This is a genomic window from Micromonospora sp. NBC_00860 (assembly GCF_045207375.1).
Lineage (GTDB): Bacteria > Actinomycetota > Actinomycetes > Mycobacteriales > Micromonosporaceae > Micromonospora > Micromonospora vinacea.
In genome coordinates, this window is record NZ_CP108825.1 from 5910583 (window position 1) to 5929423 (window position 18841).

The 18841-nt window shown below is 72.4% G+C and carries 18 protein-coding genes; 12 read left to right on the plus strand and 6 right to left on the minus strand.

Annotation, left to right across the window (positions count from 1 at the left end):
- Positions 1-14: 14 nt before the first annotated feature.
- The 7 genes from OH804_RS27225 (at position 15) to OH804_RS27255 (ending at position 7080) form a co-directional block, all read left to right on the plus strand.
- Positions 15-1394, plus strand: coding sequence for a 3-oxoacyl-ACP reductase (locus tag OH804_RS27225; RefSeq protein ID WP_406060371.1), 1380 nt, complete (start codon positions 15-17; stop codon positions 1392-1394).
- Complete coding sequence (locus OH804_RS27230) at positions 1394-2260, plus strand: MaoC/PaaZ C-terminal domain-containing protein (protein ID WP_406060373.1); 867 nt, start codon at positions 1394-1396, stop codon at positions 2258-2260. Before OH804_RS27225 ends, OH804_RS27230 begins: the two co-directional genes overlap by 1 nt.
- 79 nt (positions 2261-2339) lie before the next feature.
- Positions 2340-3092 carry an NUDIX domain-containing protein gene (locus tag OH804_RS27235; RefSeq protein WP_196920517.1) on the plus strand — a complete coding sequence of 251 codons (753 nt, stop codon included), beginning with the start codon at positions 2340-2342 and terminating at the stop codon, positions 3090-3092.
- Positions 3089-4060 carry a serine/threonine protein kinase gene (locus tag OH804_RS27240; RefSeq protein WP_406060375.1) on the plus strand — a complete coding sequence of 324 codons (972 nt, stop codon included), beginning with the start codon at positions 3089-3091 and terminating at the stop codon, positions 4058-4060. Before OH804_RS27235 ends, OH804_RS27240 begins: the two co-directional genes overlap by 4 nt.
- 9 nt (positions 4061-4069) lie before the next feature.
- Positions 4070-5029, plus strand: a complete 960-nt coding sequence (locus OH804_RS27245) for a hypothetical protein (protein WP_196920515.1) — start codon at positions 4070-4072, stop codon at positions 5027-5029.
- A complete protein-coding gene (locus OH804_RS27250; protein WP_196920514.1) occupies positions 5026-6288 on the plus strand; it encodes an adenylosuccinate synthetase in 1263 nt (420 codons plus the stop codon). The genes OH804_RS27245 and OH804_RS27250 overlap by 4 nt, the downstream gene beginning before the upstream one ends.
- 156 nt (positions 6289-6444) lie before the next feature.
- The gene (locus tag OH804_RS27255; RefSeq protein ID WP_406060378.1) at positions 6445-7080 is read left to right on the plus strand and encodes a DedA family protein; all 636 of its coding nucleotides are present in this window, start codon (positions 6445-6447) and stop codon (positions 7078-7080) included.
- A 6-nt stretch (positions 7081-7086) separates the two neighbouring features.
- Here OH804_RS27255 and OH804_RS27260 read toward each other — a convergent pair whose 3' ends face one another.
- A complete protein-coding gene (locus OH804_RS27260; protein WP_406060380.1) occupies positions 7087-7728 on the minus strand; it encodes a response regulator in 642 nt (213 codons plus the stop codon).
- The gene (locus OH804_RS27265; RefSeq protein WP_406060382.1) at positions 7725-8876 is read right to left on the minus strand and encodes a sensor histidine kinase; all 1152 of its coding nucleotides are present in this window, start codon (positions 8874-8876) and stop codon (positions 7725-7727) included. The genes OH804_RS27260 and OH804_RS27265 overlap by 4 nt, the downstream gene beginning before the upstream one ends.
- 167 nt (positions 8877-9043) lie before the next feature.
- Between OH804_RS27265 and OH804_RS27270 the strand changes: the two genes are divergently transcribed.
- Positions 9044-9703, plus strand: coding sequence for a DedA family protein (locus OH804_RS27270; RefSeq protein ID WP_406066688.1), 660 nt, complete (start codon positions 9044-9046; stop codon positions 9701-9703).
- Here the strand turns inward: OH804_RS27270 and OH804_RS27275 are convergent.
- On the minus strand, positions 9678-10316 hold the full coding sequence (locus OH804_RS27275) for a TetR/AcrR family transcriptional regulator (RefSeq protein WP_196920509.1): 639 nt from the start codon (positions 10314-10316) through the stop codon (positions 9678-9680). The two genes, OH804_RS27270 and OH804_RS27275, sit on opposite strands and share 26 nt — an antisense overlap.
- 67 nt (positions 10317-10383) lie before the next feature.
- Between OH804_RS27275 and OH804_RS27280 the strand changes: the two genes are divergently transcribed.
- From OH804_RS27280 to OH804_RS27290, 3 genes are all read left to right on the plus strand, one after another.
- Positions 10384-10836 (plus strand): SCP2 sterol-binding domain-containing protein, encoded by a 453-nt coding sequence (locus OH804_RS27280; RefSeq protein WP_196920508.1) that lies wholly within the window; start codon positions 10384-10386, stop codon positions 10834-10836.
- Position 10837: 1 nt separating this feature from the next.
- Positions 10838-12052: an acyl-CoA dehydrogenase family protein gene (locus tag OH804_RS27285; protein ID WP_196920507.1), complete on the plus strand. Its 1215-nt coding sequence runs from the start codon at positions 10838-10840 to the stop codon at positions 12050-12052.
- A 194-nt stretch (positions 12053-12246) separates the two neighbouring features.
- Positions 12247-13809 (plus strand): AMP-binding protein, encoded by a 1563-nt coding sequence (locus tag OH804_RS27290; protein ID WP_196924720.1) that lies wholly within the window; start codon positions 12247-12249, stop codon positions 13807-13809.
- A 30-nt stretch (positions 13810-13839) separates the two neighbouring features.
- On the opposite strand, the gene purD is transcribed toward OH804_RS27290, so the two are convergent.
- From purD to OH804_RS27305, 3 genes are all read right to left on the minus strand, one after another.
- A complete protein-coding gene (gene purD, locus OH804_RS27295) occupies positions 13840-15090 on the minus strand; it encodes a phosphoribosylamine--glycine ligase (protein WP_406060385.1) in 1251 nt (416 codons plus the stop codon).
- Positions 15091-15180: 90 nt separating this feature from the next.
- Entirely contained in the window at positions 15181-16119 is a 939-nt protein-coding gene (locus tag OH804_RS27300) for a type IV toxin-antitoxin system AbiEi family antitoxin domain-containing protein (protein ID WP_307788557.1), read from the minus strand.
- 171 nt (positions 16120-16290) lie between these two features.
- On the minus strand, positions 16291-17580 hold the full coding sequence (locus OH804_RS27305; RefSeq protein ID WP_196920503.1) for an adenylosuccinate synthase: 1290 nt from the start codon (positions 17578-17580) through the stop codon (positions 16291-16293).
- A 124-nt stretch (positions 17581-17704) separates the two neighbouring features.
- Between OH804_RS27305 and OH804_RS27310 the strand changes: the two genes are divergently transcribed.
- Positions 17705-18754: a hypothetical protein gene (locus tag OH804_RS27310; RefSeq protein WP_196920502.1), complete on the plus strand. Its 1050-nt coding sequence runs from the start codon at positions 17705-17707 to the stop codon at positions 18752-18754.
- Positions 18755-18841 lie beyond the last annotated feature (87 nt).

The window sequence follows — 18841 nt, forward strand, 5'->3', positions numbered from 1 at the left end:
AGTAGGCTACGCCCATGACCGACAGGTACGCGAGCTTCGTCCAATCGGCCGCCGGCCGCGCGCTGGTCAAGCGCCTCGGGCTGCCCGACCCGCCCCGACTGCGCCGGCACCATCCCGGCGACCCGTTGCTGGCCGGCCCGGCCCTGCTCGGCGCGGCCACCGGCGGTCGGCTCGCCGAGCCGATCACCAAGATCCTGACCGCCGCCGGGGTCGAACTGGCCGACCCGACCGGCGCCAACCCGCAGCGGTACGGGGCACTGCTCTTCGACGCCACCGGGATCACCGACTCGACCGAGCTGCGCCAGCTCTACGACTTCTTCCACCCGCAGGCCCGGGCCGTGCTGCCCAGCGGCCGGGTGATCGTGCTGGGCACCCCGCCGCAGGAATGCCCCACACCCCGCGAGGCGACCGCCCAGCGCGCCCTTGAAGGGCTGGTCCGCAGCATCGGCAAGGAGTTCGGCCGGGGCACCACCGCACAACTCGTCTACGTGACCCGCGGCGACGGTGCCGCAGCGGGCGGCCCGGACCTCTCAGCCGACACGCACACCGGCCTCGCATCGACAGTCCGATTCATTCTGTCCGGCCGTTCCGCGTACGTGTCGGGTCAGGTCATCCGGGTCGGCGGCGGCGCGGCGAGCGCCCCGGCCGACTGGGACCGCCCGCTGGACGGGCAGGTCGTGCTCGTCACCGGCGCCGCCCGGGGGATCGGCGCGGCGCTGGCGAAGGTGCTGGCCCGCGACGGCGCGCAGGTGGTGGCCCTGGACATCCCGGCCGCCGGCGACGCGCTCGCCGCGGTGGCGAACGACATCGGCGGCACCGCCGTCCAACTCGACCTGACCGCGCCGGACGCGCCGACCCGACTCGCCGAGCACCTGGCCAGCCGGCACGGCCGGGTCGACGTGGTGGTGCACAACGCCGGCATCACCCGGGACAAGACGCTGGGCCGGATGGACGCCGACCGGTGGGACCAGGTGATCGACGTCAACCTGTCCAGCCAGGAGCGGATCAACGACGTGCTGTTGGAGCGGGAACTGATCCCGGCCGGCGGGCGGATCATCTCGGTCTCCTCGATCGCCGGGATCGCCGGCAACCGGGGGCAGACCAACTACGCCACCAGCAAGGCCGGCGTGATCGGGCTGGTCGACTCGCTCGCCCCGGCCCTGCGGGACCGCGGGATCAGCGTCAACGCGGTGGCCCCGGGCTTCATCGAGACCCGGCTGACCGCGCGCATCCCGCTGGTGGTCCGCGAGGCGGGCCGACGGATGAACAGCCTGGCCCAGGGCGGGTTGCCGGTGGACGTGGCCGAGACGATCGGCTGGCTGGCCTGGCCGGCCAGCGGCGCGGTCAGCGGAAACGTGGTCCGGGTCTGCGGCCAGAGCCTGCTGGGGGCGTGATGGGCGGGGGGCCGGAGTCGCGCAGCCGCAGCCGTGTCGAACTGCCCCGGATGCCGGCGGCCGGGGCGCTGCACCGACGGGCGTTGCTCGGCGCGTTACCGGGCCTCGGTGGTGGGCGGCGGGGGCCCGACCTGCCGGCGGTCGAGTTGACGGTGGCCGGGGTGGGCGTCGACCGGACGCAGCTGGCCGACTACGACAGGGTCTGCGGGTTCCGGCTCAGCGACCGGCTACCCGCGACGTTTCCACACGTCATGGGCTTCCCACTGGCCCTACGCCTGATGACCGCGCCGGACTTCCCCCTCCCGCTGGTCGGCCTGGTGCACGTCGGCAACCGGATCACCACGCATCGCCCGGTCACCGCCGACGAGACCCTCGACTTCACGACGTACGCGCAGGATCTGCGCCCCCACGACCGGGGGCGGCAGGTGGACGTGGTGCTGGTCGGCTCGGTCGACGGGGAGGAGGTGTGGCGCGGCGTCTCGACGTACCTCGGTCGGGAGGGCAGGTCGGGTGGCCGCGAGCCGGGCGAACGTCCCGCGGCGCCGACGGCCACCGCTCGTTGGCCTGTGGAACCGCGCGTCGGTACGGAGTACGCGCGGGTCTCCGGCGACCACAACCCGATCCACACCTCCCGACTCGGGGCGCGGCTGTTTGGTTTCCGCCGACCGATCGCGCACGGCATGTGGAGCAAGGCGCGCTGCCTGGCCGCGCTGGAGGCCCGGCTGCCGGACGCGTACACGGTCGAGGTCGCCTTCAAGCTGCCCGTGCCGCTGCCGAGCACTGTGAACTTCGCGCGCCTGCCGGACGGCGGGTTCGCCCTGCACGACGCGCGCGGCCGACCGCACCTGGCGGGTCACCTGCGCTGAGGATTCCGAGCTTGGCAGAAGCTTCCTCGTGCGCTAGGTTGTTCTCACAGCGAGATGTTCTCAGAATGAGAGAGACGCGATGAACGAGCAGGAGTTCCTGGCCGCGTACGACCCCCGGGCCTACCCGTCGGTCGCCGTGACCGTCGACGTGGTGGCGCTGACCATCCGCGACGGCGCACTGCACCTGCTGCTGATCCGGCGCGGCGAGGCACCCTTCGCCGGGCACTGGGCGCTGCCCGGGGGCTTCGTCCGCCCCGACGAGGACCTGACCACCGGCGCCCGACGGGAGCTGGCCGAGGAGACCGGGCTCGGCGGCGAGGCGCTGCGCCGCGTACACCTGGAGCAGTTGGGCAGCTATGGCGCTCCCGACCGTGACCCGCGCATGCGGGTCGTCTCGATCGCCCACCTCGCCTTCGCCCCCGACCTGCCGGATCCGGCCGCCGGCAGCGACGCCGACGAGGCGATCTGGCTGCCGGTGACCGCGTTGACCAGCCGACAGCTCGCCTTCGACCACGGCCGGATCATCGACGACGCGTTGGAACGGGCCCGGTCCAAGCTGGAGTACACCCCACTCGCCACCCGCTTCCTCGCCGCCGAGTTCACCATCAGTGAGCTGCGGGCCGTCTACGAGACGGTCTGGGGGCACCCGCTGCACGCCGGCAACTTCCACCGCAAGGTGCTCTCGGTGCCGGGCTTCGTGGAGAGCACCGGCGCCAGCACCGAGCGTGGTGGCGCCCGAGGCGGCCCGCGCGCCCGGCTCTACCGGGCCGGCGACGCCCGGCTGCTGCACCCGGCGCTGCTGCGCCCCGCCCGCGAGGAGACGGTGCGGTGAGGGCCGCGGAGGCCATCCGCCTGGTCGCGGCCGCCCGCACCGACGCCGACCTGTTCGGCGCCGACCAGCCGGCCCGCCGCTACCGCGAGCTGGTCGCGGCCCTGCACCCCGACCGCCTGCCGACCGACCCGGCGGTACGCGCCGAAGCCATCGACGCGTTCATCCACGTCACCACCCGGTGGCAGGCCCGGCAGACCACAGTCCTCGGCGACTACCGGCTCGGCGCGCCGGCCCACTCGGGTGACCTGGCCGACCTCTACGACGTCGGCGACGACCGGCTGCTCAAGCTCCCCAGACGGCCCACCGACAACGACCTGATGGCCCGCGAGGCGCACGCCCTGCGCACCATCGCCGAGCGCGGCGACCCGCGCTACCTGCCGTACGTGCCCCGGCTCGTCGAAGAATTCCGGCACCGGGACACCGCCACCGGCGCGGAACGGCGGATCAACGTGCTCGCCACCGCACCAGGCCTGCACGACCTCGACGAGGCGCGGCGCGCGTACCCCGACGGGCTGGACGCCCGGGACGTGGCCTGGATGTGGCGGCGACTGCTGGTGGTGCTCGGCCTGGCCCACCGGGCGGGCGTGGTGCACGGCGCGGTCCTGCCGCGACACGTGCTGATCGAGCCGGATGCCCACGGCGTGGTGCTCGTCGACTGGTGCTTCTCCGCCCCGGTCGGCAGCACGGTCCCGGCGCTGGCGCCCGGCCACGACGGGTGGTACCCGGAGGAGGTCCTCAAGAAGCAGCAGTGCGGCCCGGGCACCGACATGGCGATGGCCAGCCACTGCATGAGCTGGCTGATGGGGCCGCGCGCACCCCGCGAGCTGCACAGCTTCGCGCAGGGCTGCCGGCAACGGTCTCTGGCCAAGCGGCCCGACGACGCCTGGCGTCTGCTGCGCGAACTCGACCAGGTGCTGGACCGCCTCTACGGGCCACGCACCTTCCGACCCTTCACCCTCACCCCCTAAGGAGCTGTCATGGGCAGTGGAATCTGGTCCACCGACGTGTACGACGCCGCCGACCGCTACCGCCGGTCCACCGGCAAGAGCGCCTTCTCCTACAGCGACAGCGGGGCACGCACAGTGCACCCCGCGCTCGACCCCCGGGACGCGACCCGGGAGAGCCGCGACTCCGACGAGCACCCCCGGTCGACGCCCGTCGCGGTGCTCTTCGACGTGACCGGCTCGATGCGCACGGTGCCGCGGGTCCTGCAGACCAAGCTGCCGCAGCTGCTCGGGCTGCTGCAACGGCAGGGCTACGCCAGCGACCCACAGATCATGTTCGGCGCCATCGGCGACGCCACCTGCGACCGGGTGCCGTTGCAGGTGGGCCAGTTCGAGTCGGACAACCGGATGGACGACGACCTCGGCCGGATCGTGCTGGAGGGCGGTGGCGGCGGGCAGATGAGCGAGTCGTACGAGCTGGCCATGTACTTCATGGCCCGGCACACAGTCACCGACAACTGGGAGAAGCGCGGCCGACGCGGCTACCTGTTCATCATCGGCGACGAACTGGCGTACCAGCGGGTGAAGGCCCGGGAGGTGGCCGGCCTGATCGGGGACGACCTCTCCGAGGACGTGCCGCTGCGGCAGGTCGTCGACGAGGTGACCCGCCGCTGGGACACCTACTACCTGCTCCCCGCCGGCAGCCACTACGCCGGCAACGCCACGGTGCTCGACTTCTGGCGGGACCTGCTCGGGCAGAACGCCGTCGTGCTCGACGACCTCGACGCGGTCTGCGAGACCATCGCGCTCACCATCGGCCTCGGTGAGCAGGCCATCGACCTGGACGAGGGGCTGCGCGACCTGGACCGCGCCGGCTCCGGCGCCACCGGGACCGTGTCGAAGGCGCTGGCCCGCCTCGGCCGGGACCGGCGGGCCGAGGTGTCGACGCTGCCGGCGTTCCGCGACACCGCCAGCGGGGTGACCCGGCTGTGAACCACGTGGCGGTGGTCGACCTCGGCTACGGCGATGCCGGCAAGGGCACCGTGGTGGACTGGCTCTGCGCCACCCGTCCCGTGCACACGGTGGTCCGCTTCAACGGGGGCGCGCAGGCGGCACACAACGTCGTGCTGCGCGACGGGCGGCACCACACGTTCGCGCAGTTCGGCGCCGGCACCTTCCATCCCGGTGTCCGCACACACCTGTCCCGGCACGTGGTGGTGGACCCGTTGGCGCTGGCAGCCGAGGCCGACCACCTCGCCACAGTCGGGGTGTCCGACGCGCTCGACCGGCTGACCGTCGACGGGGACGCGCTGCTCGCCACCCCGTACCACCGGGCCGCCAACCGGGCCCGCGAGATCGCCCGGGGAGCCGACCGGCACGGCTCCTGCGGGCTGGGGGTGGGCGAGGCCGTCGCGTACGGTCTCGCCCACCCCGACGACGCGCCCCGGGTCGCCGACTGCCACAGTCCAGCGCTGCTGCGCCGCCGGCTCACCACACTGCGGGACCGGCTGACCGCCGAGCTGGGCACGCTGGACGCGCCACCGGTCGAGGACTGCCTGCCCGCGTTCACCGGCTTCGCCGGGCGGGTGGCCATCGTCGGCGGCAGTTGGCTCGCCGAGGCGCTGCGCACCGGGACCTGCGTCTTCGAGGGCGCGCAGGGGGTACTGCTCGACGAGTGGCACGGCTTCCACCCGTACACCACCTGGAGCACCACCACGTTCGCCAACGTGGACAGCCTGCTCGCCGAGGCGGGCCGGTCCGGCGACGTGACCCGGATCGGTGTGCTCCGCGTGGTCACCACCCGGCACGGGCACGGTCCGTTGGTGACCGAGGACCCGAGCCTGCCGTTCACCGACCGCCACAACGCCACGAACCCGTGGCAGGGCCGGTTCCGGTTCGGCCACTTCGACGCGGTCGCCCACCGGTACGCCCTCGCCGCGGCCGGCGGCGTCGACGGCCTGGCCCTGACCCACCTCGATCTGGCCGGCCCCGACCTGCGGATCTGCCGCCGCTACGACACCACCGACCGGCTCACCCCGGGCCCGCCCGGCGACCTGGACCGGCAGGCCGCGCTCACCGCCCGCCTGCTGCGCTCCCGCCCGGTGTACGACGACAAACCGCAGGACTGGCCGGCAGCGGTGCGCGCGGAGCTGGGCACACCCGTGGTGCTGACTTCGCACGGCCCCACCGCCGACGACAAGACCCCGTGCGGTCCGCTGCTCGCCCCACCGACCCTGGCCCACGCAGCCTGACCCACCCCACCCCGTCGATCTTGCACTTTCGGTCGTTGTTCTGCGGCTTTTATACGGGTTGGTCCGGACACAAAGTGCAAGATCGGCGCGGGGAGAGGTGGGGGTCATCCCGCGGCTTCGGCCACCGGGCGGGTCGCACCCCGCGAGCATGGGGGCATGGACTCCGCGCTCGACCTGCTCCGACAGCTGGTCACCTCACCGTGGGTGTACCTGCTGATCTTCGGGCTCACGGCGGTCGACGCGTTCTTTCCGGCCGTACCCGGCGAGGCGGCCGTCATCACCGCCGCTGTGCTCTCCACCAGCGGAAATCCCAAGCTGGCGGCGGTGATCGTCGCCGCCGCGCTGGGCGCCTGCGCCGGTGACCACCTCTCGTACGCCATCGGGCGCGGTGGCGGCGCGAGACGCCTCGCCGGGTTTCCCGACGGCAGCCGCCGACGAGCCAGCTCGGAGTGGGCACGGCGCGCGCTGAACCGGCGCGGCGGGCTGATCCTGACCACCTCCCGGTATCTGCCGGGCGGGCGGACCGCCGTCACCCTCACCATGGGCGCGGTGCGCTATCCCCGCCGGTCGTTCCTGCTGTACGACGCGATCGCGACGGTCACCTGGGCCCTGTACTGCGGGCTGCTCGGCTATTTCGGTGGGCTGGCCTTCGAACGGCACCCCGTCAAGGGCGTCCTCGCCGGGATCGGCCTGTCGGTGATCGTCACGCTGGGGATCGAGGGCATCCGTTGGCTGCGCCACCGGGCGCGCCGCCGCGCCGCCGCCACCACCGACCGGGCCGGACCGACCTGACACCCGTCACAGCAGGTCGGCGTCGTGCACGAGGATGGCCACCTGCACCCGGTTGCCCGCGTGGAGCTTCGCCAGGGCCCTGCTGACGTGGGCCTTGACGGTGGCCTCGCTCATCGTCAGCCGCCGGGCGATCTCCGCGTTGCCGTGCCCGCGCGCCACCTCCCGGACGATCGCCAGCTCCCGCTCGGTCAGCGGTGCGAGCCGCTCACGGGCCGCGTCCCGGCGGGCCGGACCCCGCTCGGCGAACGAGCTGATCAGGCGGCGGGTCACCGTCGGGGCGAGCATCGCGTTCCCGGCGGCCACCGTACGAACGGCGGCGGCCAACTCGCGGGGCGGGGTGTCCTTGAGCAGGAAGCCGACAGCGCCGGCCCGCAACGCCCGGTGCACGTACTCGTCCAGGTCGAAGGTGGTCAGCATGATGACCTTCGGGCCGGCGGCGACCACCTCGGGCGCGACGGTCAACCCGTCGACGCCCGGCATCCGCACGTCGAGCAGCACCACGTCGGGGCGTAACCGCTGGGCCTGCTCCAGCGCGCCGGCGCCGTCCGCTGCCTCACCGACGACAGTGATGTCCTCCGCCGCCTCGAGGATCAGCCGCAGCCCGGCCCGGACCAGCTGCTCGTCGTCGACCACCACCACCCGGATCACGCCGCGCCCTCCAGCGGGATCAGGGCCCGGACCAGGAAGCCACCGTCCACCGGAGTCGCCTCCAACCGGCCGCCGAGCAACTCCACCCGCTCACGCAGCCCGAGCAGCCCCTGCCCGGCACCGGGCAGCGCGGCCCCGCCCTCGGACGGGCCGTTGCGGACCAGCACCTCCAGCCCGTCGGGCAGGTAACGCAGACAGACGGTCGTCTCGGCGTCGGCCGCGTGCTTGCGCACGTTGGTCAGCGCCTCACGAACCACCCGGTACGCGGTACGCCCCAACGTCGCCGGAAGTGCCGTCGGCACACCCTCGTCCTGCCGGGACACCCGCAGCCCGGCGGCGCGGGACTCCCCGATCAACTCGTCCAACGTGTCGAGCCCTCGCTCCGGCGTCACGGCCGGGCCGGCCTGGCGCAACACACCCAGCACCTCACGCAGGTCGGTGAGCGCCTGCCGGCCGGTCGTCCGGATCAGCGCGGCGGCCTCGACGGTCGCCGGGTCCGCGGCGGTCACCTCCAACGCCCCGGCATGCACCACCATCAGCGAGACCCGGTGCGCCACCACGTCGTGCATCTCCCGGGCGATCCGGGTCCGCTCCTCGGCGCGGACCCGGTCGGCGCGGGCCTCCTGCTCGCGTTCCAACCGCTCGGCCCGGTCCCGCAGCGCGGCCAGCGTGTCCCGGCGGGCCCGCACCCACAGGCCGAAGACCAACGGGAGCCCCACCAGGCAGGCGGCGAGCAGCAGCACGTTGCCGGTGGTGGCGGTGGTGATCCGGCGTACGCCACCCACCGCCAGCCCGACCAGCACCCCGCCGGTCAGCACCACTGCCGCCCCGGCGAGGTAGCCGGCGAGTTGGCGACCGCGCAGCCGCAGCCCGGCCTGGTACGAGGCCAGCACCCCGGCGGCCGCCGCGGCGAGCACCAACCAGCCGACCGCCGCGGCCAGGAACAACGGCCAGCGACGGGCGCGGACCGTGCCGGCGGCCCACGCCGAGCCCAGCGCGATCAGCAGCACGACAGCGCCCGGCAGCGACGAGCGGACACCGAGGTCACCTGTCGAGCTGGCCCAGACGGCCACGGCGACCAGGACGGCGAGCAGCAGCGGGGCGTACCGCTGGACGACCCGCCGGACGGCGACGGCGCTGGAGGCCACCCCGCGAGCGTAGGACTCAGCCGACGGATCGGGCCGCCCCGCACCGCCGGACCGGGGCGCGGTGGGGGAAGACCCCTACCCGCCCTCGGGGACGGTCGCTACCTAAGTAGTGGCGCCCACCTGACCACTGGCCGATGTCGGGAGTCGCCGCCCCGACCAGCATCGGGATCATGGATCTGCTCGACCTGCTGCACGACACGATGTCCTCGCCCTGGGTGTACCTGGCGATCTTCGCGATCGCGGTGCTCGACGGCTTCTTCCCGGTGGTGCCGAGTGAGACGGCGGTGATCACCGCAGGGGTGTTCGCGGCCTCCGGAGCCCCGTACCTGCCGGCGGTGATCCTGGTGGCCGCCGCCGGGGCGCTGGTCGGCGACCACATCTCGTACGCCATCGGGCGGGGCGGCGGCACCCGCCTGCTCGACCGGCTGCCGCCCCACGGTCGACGCCGAGCCGCCATCGACCGGGCCCGTCGGGGGATCGCCACCCGGGGCGGTCTGATCCTCACCGTGGCCCGCTACATTCCGGGCGGCCGGACCGCTGTCACCCTCACCATGGGTGCGGTGCGCTATCCCCGGCGACGGTTCCTGGCCTTCGACGCGCTGGCCGCCAGCTCGTGGGGGCTCTACTCGGCGCTGGTCGGCTACCTCGGCGGGCTGGCCTTCGAGCAGGACCCGCTGCGTGGTCTCCTGCTCGGTCTGGGCCTCGCCCTGACGGTGACTGTGGTCGTCGAGGTGGTCCGCTGGCTCCGCAACCGACGCCGGTTCTCCGAGCCGGACACCGACGCTCTCCCCGCCGGGGCCGTCAGTCGGTCGGCGGACGCCAGGTGACGCCGTGCAGCAGTTGGGCGGCACCGAGCCAGGCCACGTTCATCATCCGGGTCGCCGTCTTCTCCGGGTCGGCGTCCGGGTGGTCAGCGAGCCAGTCGGCCAGTGACTCGGTCGCGCCGACCAGGGCGTACGCGACGACCTCCAGGTCGATGGCGGCGATCTCGCGACCCTCGGCGCGCAGCGCGTGGTCGAGCATCCCGGCCACCACCTCGACCAGCCGGGCCCGCATGGCGGCCAGTTCGCCGGCGAACGGCTGCTCGCCCCGGGCCTGCCGGTAGAGCACCGCCCAGCCGTCCCGGTGGGCGCCCACGAAACCGAAGAACGCCCTCAACCCGCGCCAGAGCCGCTCGTCGGCCGGCAGGTCGGGAGCCGCCGCCCCGGCGATGGCCTGCATCATCCGGGTGCCCTCCCGGTGCAGGCAGGCGACGAAGAGCTCCTCCTTGGTGCCGAGGTACGCGTACACCATGGGTTTGGAGATGCCGGCGTCCTCCGCGATCTCGTCCATGCTGGCGGCGTGGAAGCCACGTCGGGAGAAGACCTTGACGGCCGCGTCGAGCATCTGCTGCTCGCGGACGGCGCGAGGCAGGCGCTTGAAGGCGGGGACGCTGGACACCTTGCGAGCATACCTACTCGTGCGTAGGGTTACGCGCGAGTAGCCAATCTTCCGGAAGGCGCACCTGATGACTGACTTCGACCCGGCCACCTTCGCCAACGTGGGCCCCAAGGAGTTCGCCCAGCTGGTCAAGTCCACCCCGGACGACAAGATCGCCCAGGTGATGTCCGGAGACCTGCGCGACAAGGTCCTGGGCGAGGTGTTCGGCCGGATGCCGTCGCTGTTCCGCGCGGACCGGGCCGGCTCCACCAACGCGGTCATCCACTGGATCATCACCGGTCGCCCCGACGGCGGCAGCGACACTTACGAGGTGGTCATCGCCGACGGCACCTGCGTCGTCAACGAGACCCCGCAGCACGACCCGAAGCTGAGCCTCACGATGGGCCCGGTCGAGTTCCTGAAGATCGTCTCCGGTGGCGCCAACCCGGTGATGATGTTCATGACCGGCAAGCTGAAGGCGAAGGGCGACCTCGGCCTCGCCGCCAACATCGCCAACCTGTTCGACATCCCCAAGGCCTGACATGGCTGAGTTCTCGCTCGACCTGAACGAGGAACAGCGGGATCTACGCGACTGGGTGCACGGCTTCGCCGCCGAGGTCGTGCGCCCAGCCGCCGCCGAGTGGGACGAGCGCGAGGACACCCCGTGGCCGGTGATCCAGGAAGCCGCCAAGGTCGGCCTCTACGGCTTCGAGTTCCTCGCCACCTGCTGGGCCGACCCGACCGGGCTCTCCCTGCCGATCGCCAGCGAAGAACTCTTCTGGGGTGACGCCGGCATCGGCCTGAGCATCTTCGGCACCTCGCTCGCCGTCGCCGCCATCTACGGCGCCGGCACCCCGGACCAGATGGTCGAGTGGGTGCCGCAGTGCTTCGGCGACGTCGACTCGCCGGCCGTCGCCGCCTTCTGCACCAGCGAGCCGGAAGCCGGCTCCGACGTCGGCGCGATGCGCACCCGGGCCGTCTACGACGAGGCCACCGACGAGTGGGTGCTCACCGGCCAGAAGGCGTACGCCACCAACGGCGGCATCGCCGGAGTGCACGTGGTCACCGCCTCCGTCGACCCCACGCTCGGCTCCCGCGGCCAGGCCGCGTTCGTCGTACCCCCGGGAACCCCCGGCCTGGCCGCCACCCGCAAGCTGCGCAAACTCGGCCTCCGCGCGTCCCACACCGCCGACGTCTTCCTCGACGGGGTACGCGTACCCGGCCGCTGCCTGCTCGGCGGACGGGACGCCCTGCTGGAACGCCTCGACCGTGCCCGCTCCGGTCAGCGGGCCACCGGGCAGGCCGCCATGCGCACCTTCGAGCTGTCCCGACCCACCGTCGGCGCCCAGGCGCTCGGCGTGGCCCGGGCCGCCTACGAGTACGCGCTTGACTACGCGAAGGACCGTGTCCAGTTCGGACGCCCGATCATCGAGAACCAGGCGGTCGCGTTCGCGCTGGCCGACATGCGGATGGAGATCGACGCAGCGCGGCTGCTGGTCTGGCGGGCCTCCTGGATGGGCCGCAACAACCGTCCGTTCACAGCGGGCGAAGGGTCGATGTCCAAGCTCAAGGCCGGCGAGGTGGCGGTGTCGGTCACCGAGAAGGCAGTGCAACTGCTCGGCGGGGCCGGCTTCCTGCGCGACCACCCGGTCGAACGCTGGTACCGGGACGCCAAGATCTACACCATCTTCGAGGGCACCTCGGAGATCCAACGACTGGTCATCTCCCGGGCAATCTCCGGGATGCAGATCCGCTGACCGCCGTCGGCCCGACCCCACTCCACGGGTCCGGCCGACGGCGGCCCGAATTCCACGATCTGTGCCGTCTTCGTCACCCCACGCCGACGCCAACTGGGCCTCCAGCCGCGCCCAGTGCATGATCAAGGAAAGAAGCCCTGATGGGCGGGGAGTCGGTCGCCCCGTCCGCGCACCACCCCGAGGAGGTCTGCGGCATGGACCTGCCGTTCATCGTTGCCACGCTGACCCGTCGCGGGCTACTCACCCCCGGCAGCCCGATCCGGGTCGCCTCGCAGCTCAACGCGTTGCGGACGTGGGGATGGAGCCTGGCAGGCGAGCTACGCCAAGCAGCCGCCCGCGACCCGGGCCGCCCCGCCGTCATCGACGAGGACGGCGTCGAGCTGACCTACCACGACCTGCTCGACCGGGCCGAACGGATGGCCCGCTCGATGCGGGCCGGGCTCGGCGTACAGGCCGGCGACCGGATCGGCGTGCTCTGCCGCAACCACCACGGGCTGATCGAGACGATCGTCGCCGCCACCCTGCTCGGCGTCGACGCGGTGCTTGTCAACACCGGGCTCAGCGCCGCCCAACTGGGCACCGTCGCCGAGGAACAGCGACTGCGGCTCCTGGTGCACGACGACGAGTTCGCCGAACGGGTCCTCGGCCTCCCCGCCGAACTGCCCCGACTCGACGAACGCGCCCGCGAGGAACTGGTGGCCGGGGCGCTGCCGGGTGACCTGCACCCGCCGGAGCGCGACGGCCGGATCATCGTGCTCACCTCCGGCACCACCGGTACGCCCAAGGGTGCCCGCCGGCCCACACCCGGCGGTTTCGGCCCGCTGGTGTCCATCATCGACCGCATCCCCCTGCACGCCCGGGACCGGGTGATGATCGCCGCGCCGATCTTCCACACCTGGGGATTCGCCGCCCTCCAGGTCTGCCTGGCACTGCGGGCCACCATCGTGCTGCACCGCCGCTTCGACCCGACCGCCACCCTCGCCGCCCTGACCGAGCACCAATGCGACGCGCTCTTCGCCGTACCCGTCATGGTGCAGCGACTGCTGGAGGTGCCCCCACCGGACCCGCGCCCCCCGCTGACTGTCGTCGCGGTCAGCGGCTCCGCCCTGCCCGGCGGGCTGGCCCCCAAGTTCATGGACGTCTACGGAGACGTCCTCTACAACCTCTACGGCTCCACCGAGGTCTCCTGGGCGTCCATCGCCGACCCCCAGGACCTGCGTCAGGCACCGACCACCGCTGGCCGTCCACCGCACGGCACCCGCCTGGAACTGCTCGACGACGACGGCCGGCCCGTACCGGACGGACGGGTCGGACGGATCTTCGTCGGCAACGAGATGCTCTTCGAGGGCTACACCTCCGGTGTCAGCCGGGAAACCCACGACGGCCTGCTCAACACCGGCGACCTCGGCCGGCTCAACGCCGACGGCCTGCTCTTCGTCGACGGCCGGGCCGACGACATGATCGTCTCCGGTGGCGAGAACGTCTTCCCGTCCGAGGTGGAAGATCTGCTCGCGCAACTGCCGCAGGTCCGCGAGGCGGCCGTGATCGGCGTGCCCGACCCCGAGTACGGCCAACGCCTGTCCGCGTTCCTCGCCCTGCACCCCGGCGAGACGCTCGACCCCGAGGCGGTACGCGAATACGTCCGCCACTTCCTGGCCCGATTCAGCGTCCCCCGGGACGTGATCTTCGTGAAGTACCTGCCCCGCAACGCCACCGGCAAGGTGCTCGCCCGCGAACTGCGCCGCTACTACGGCTGACCGCCGTTCACGGGCCGGAATTGCCCGGGTTCAGCCGGGAATCGTGATCCGATCCTCGATCGCGGCGGCGGCGATGTCGGTACGGTGCTGCGAGCCGGCCAGTTCCACCCCGTCCACCAGCACGTACGCGGCGTCCCGCGCGGCGGCCAGGTCGGCGCCGGTGGCCGTACCGCAGAGGACCCGGCCGCCGGCGGAGAGCAACGCGCCGTCGCCGGCCCGGCGGGCGGTGCCCGCGTGGATGATGCCCGGGCGGTCCGCGCCGGTGATCACGTCGCCGGTGCGCGGCGCGGCCGGATAACCAGCGGAGGCGAGCACCACGGTCACGGCGCTGCCGTCCCGCCACCGCAGCGGCGGGTGCTCGGCCAACGTGCCGGTGGCCGCCGCGTGCAGCAGCCCACCCAGCGGAGTCTCCAGCAGCGCAAGCACCACCTGGGTCTCCGGGTCACCGAAGCGCGCGTTGAACTCGATCACCCGAGGGCCAGCGGCGGTGATCGCCAGCCCGACGTAGAGCAGGCCCGCGAACGGGGTGCCCCGGCGACGCATCTCAGCGAGCGTCGGGTGGACCACATCCCGCATCACGTCGTCGACCAGGCCGGACGGGGCCCAGGCCAGCGGCGCGTACGCCCCCATGCCGCCGGTGTTCGGCCCGGTGTCGCCGTCGCCGAGCCGCTTGAAATCCTGAGCCGGCACCAACGGCAGCGCCGCCTCGCCGTCGGTGACCACGAAGAGGCTGACCTCCGGGCCGTCGAGGAACTCCTCGACCACCACACGGCCACACTCGCTGGCGTGCGCCAACGCGGCGGACCGGTCGTCGGTCACCACCACGCCCTTACCGGCAGCCAGCCCGTCGTCCTTCACCACGTACGGCGCGCCGAACTCGTCCAGCGCGCGGGCGGTGCTCTCCTCGTCCGTGCAGACGTACGCCCGGGCCGTCGGCACGCCGGCGGCGGTCATCACGTCCTTGGCGAACGCCTTGGAGCCCTCCAGCTGAGCGGCCGCGCCGGACGGACCGAACACGGCGATGCCCTTGGCGCGTACCGCATCGGCGACCCCGGCGACCAGCGGCGCCTCGGGCCCGACCACCACCAGGTCAGCCGCCACCTCCACGGCCAAAGCCGCCACCGCAGCCGGATCTGTGGCATTGACGGCCCGCAGCTCAGCCACGCTGGCGATCCCCGGATTACCCGGCGCCGCAACAAGCGCGGAAACCCCCGAATCGCCCGTCAACCCAAGCGCGAGCGCATGCTCCCGCCCGCCACCACCCACCAAAAGAACCCGCACAACCCGAGATCCTACTGTCCCCCGTTACGTCACCGTTGATCATGAGGTTGACGGGTCATTTGGTGATCCATCGACCCGTCAACCTCATGATCAACGGGATTGGAGGGCTGCGATTGCTTGGCGGACCGTCCAGGGGATGTAATCGGGGCGGAGGGTGTCCTGCCAGGTGAAGCGGAGGATGGTCCAGCCGGCGTTGACCAGGCGGTTCTGGCGACGGCGGTCGGCATAGGCGGCTTCCGGAGCGCCGTGCGCGTCTCTGCCGTCCGCTTCGGCGATCAGCCTCGGGACGCGCCAGCCCAGGTCGCCGATGCCGAGCAGATAGCCGTCGTCGTCGCGCACTTCCAGCTGTAGCGCGTCTGGCGGAACTCCCCCGTCAACGCATCGCAGCCGAGCGCGGGTCTCCAGTGGAGACTGCGCCCGGCCATCTGCCTCGGCAAGGTAGCCCCGTGCTGCGACCGCACCGCGTCGACCTCGGATCAGTGCCGGAATGGTGGCGAGACATTCGGGCGTGAGCAGCTTCCGATTGAGGGCCGAATCGAGCACCGAGACCGCCGGGTACCGCCGCTCCCTCAGGATGATTTCGGAGACGGTCAGTCGTGGCTCCGTAGCCGCGATCCCGTTCACGTGCACCACAGTGCCCAGAGGGTGTTCGAGCTGGTGCAGCACGACCGCGGGATCCGACACCCGCGCCAGCTTCGCCGCCCGGCCCGGCAGCGCCACGTGGATCTCGTCCCGACGCGGCAGTCCGGCGATGCCGTACAGCTCAGCCGCGGTGCCGAAGACCGCGTGAGCCGCCGGGCCCAGCGAGAGCACCGCAGCACGAATACGACACCGACGAGCAGGTGGTTCACCGTACGGGCCGCGCGTCAGATAAACCGCTCGAGCAAGTGGCCGCCAACGGCCCACCGCCACCAGATGATCGATGTCGTGCCGGCTGAAGCCAGCTCCCAGCGCCTGCGCTCGGGTGATCAGGTCATCCTGGGCGGCAGCAATTGAGCGAACGAGCTCTGCGCGATCCACAAAGCCCACGCTGGCCGCTCCACCAACCAACCACCAGGCCTGTGGATAACCCTGTGGACAACGACATCCGCCGCTTCAGTGATCATGAGGTTGACGGGACCCTTGTAGATCGAATACCACGTCAACCTCATGATCACCGGAGCTCGACCAACGCGGAGGGAGGCCCGGGGACCGCGGGGGTTAGGGGAGGAGGGGGTGGAGGTGGACGTTTTCTTCTCGGCCTGGGCCTACGCCTACGACGCTCACCCTCGTGTTGCAGAGTTCTTCGACCCTCGCGATGTAGCGGCGGGCGTTCTCCGGGAGGTCGTCGATGGTGCGGGCCTTGGTGATGTCCTCCCACCAGCCGTCGAGTTCCTCGAAGACGGGCTTGGCGTGGTGGAAGTCCGTCTGGCTCATCGGCATGTCGTCGACCCGGACGCCGTTGATCTCGTAGCCGACGCAGATCGGCACCTTCGGCAGGCCGGTGAGTACGTCCAGCTTGGTGATGACCAGGTCGGTGACGCCGTTGAGGCGGCAGGCGTACCGGGCGACGACCGCGTCGAACCACCCGCACCGGCGTTCCCGCCCGGTGGTGGTGCCGTACTCCGCGCCGATCTTGCGCAGGTGGTCACCGTTGGCGTCGAACAGTTCGGTCGGGAACGGCCCGGCACCGACCCGGGTGGTGTACGCCTTGCTCACCGCGATGACCTTGTTGATCGCTGTCGGCGGGATGCCCGCGCCCACGCAGGCGCCACCGGCGGTCGGGTTGGACGAGGTCACGAAGGGGTAGGTGCCGTGGTCCATGTCGAGCATGGTGGCCTGGGCGCCTTCCAGCAGCACCGTCTCGCCCCGGTCCAGGGCGTCCCAGAGCATCGCCCGGGTCTCCGCGATGTACGGCTTGAGCCGCTCCGCGTACGCCAGGTACTCCTCGACGGTCGCCTCGAGGTCGATCGCCTTGCGGTTGTAGACCTTGAACAGGATCTGGTTCTTCTCGCGCAGCGCGAGTTCCAGCTTCTTGCGCAGGATGCCCGGGTCGAGCAGGTCCTGGAGGCGGATGCCGATCCGGGCGACCTTGTCCCCGTACGCCGGGCCGATGCCCCGGCCGGTGGTGCCGATCCGGGACGAGCCGAGGTAGCGCTCGATGACCCGGTCCAGGGCCCGGTGGTGCGGCATGATCAGGTGCGCGTCGCCGGAGATCCGCAGCCGGGACACGTCGACGCCGCGCTCGGCCAGGCCGTCGATCTCGGCCAGCAGCACCTTCGGGTCGACCACCACACCATTGCCGATGACGATCATCGCGTTCGGTGAGAGCGCGCCGGACGGCATCAGGTGCAGCGCGTATTTCTGGCCGTCCGGGGTGATCACCGTGTGGCCGGCGTTGTTGCCGCCGGAGTAGCGCACGACGTAGTCGACCCGCTCACCCAGCAGGTCGGTAACCTTGCCCTTGCCCTCGTCGCCCCACTGAGCGCCGATGAGCACGATCGCTGGCATCTTTTCCGCCTCCAGAAGGCTCGGGTGCCAGGTGGCGACCGCTCGGCGAGCCCGGGTTGTCAGGTTAACAAGTAGTGACGGCGTGGCCGGCAGGGGTCGCGTCGAGAGGCAGGAGGCTCCTTCCGTGTACGACGTGGTGCTGCTCACCCTCGGTTCGGAGCGGGACGCTCCCGGGGGCTGTGGCAGCGGCGGGGCCTGCTGCGGCGGCGCGACCGGGGCCGACACCGCCCCGACGAGCCAGTCCGACACCGACCAGGCGAACACCGATCACGCCAGCACCGACAGCGAGCAGTGCGCAACGGAGCGGCCACGGGTGCCGGTCCTGGCCTGCGCCGACGCGCTGACCGCCCGGGGCGCCCGGGTGGAGACGGTCACCGCCCGCTCCGACGCGGAGATCGACGCGGTGTTGGCCCGGCTCGACGGCCCACCCCGTCCGGACGGCCTCACCTGGCCGGACCCGGACAGCAAGACCCGGCTGGTCGTCGCCACGGCCAGCGACGGGCAGTTGCGCGCCGTCATGCGCCGGCTGGTCAAGCGGTACGCCCCGGCGCCGAGCAAGCGCCCGGCGGACCTGCCCGGCAACCGCACCCTGCCCGACCTGCCGCCGGTGGCCGTACTCCCGCTCGATCCGGCCCGTGGCGGCACCCACCGGGACCTGGCCGCGCAGCTCGGGTTGCCCCGCGACCCGGTGGCGGTGGCCACCGCGGTGCTGGACGGCACGCCGCGCCGGCTGGACCTGCTGCGCAACGACGGCGGCTCGGTGACCCTGGACGGCGCGCTCCTCGGCGCGGCCGACGACGCCGGCCGGCCGCTGCACTGGCGCGCCCGGGTGGAGGTCGACGACACGATCCTCACCGACGGCGTGGAACCGCTGCTGGCCTGCGCGGTCGGCAATGCCGGCGGGTACGCGACGCTCGACGACGTGACGTTGCTGACCGCGCCGGACCCGGCCGACGGCCAGGTCGAGGTCGCGGTGGCCGTGCCGGTGGTCGTCCGCTCGGCGTGGGGGCGCAAGCGGGTACGCCTCGAAGTCCGGCGGGCCCGCGGGCGGGCGGTGTCGGTGCTGCCCAGGGAGGGCAAGGTGCCGTACCTCGACGATGGTGTCGAGGGAGAGCTGACCCGCAAGCGTTCCTGGTGGATCGAGCCGGGCGCCTGGGCGGTCTGGTCGGTCTGAGGCCGACCGCACGGACCGGCCGACCTGCCTGCGCGATCGGCCCTGCTGGGCGATTGGGCCTATCCTCGCAGGAGGACTGGGGAGGGC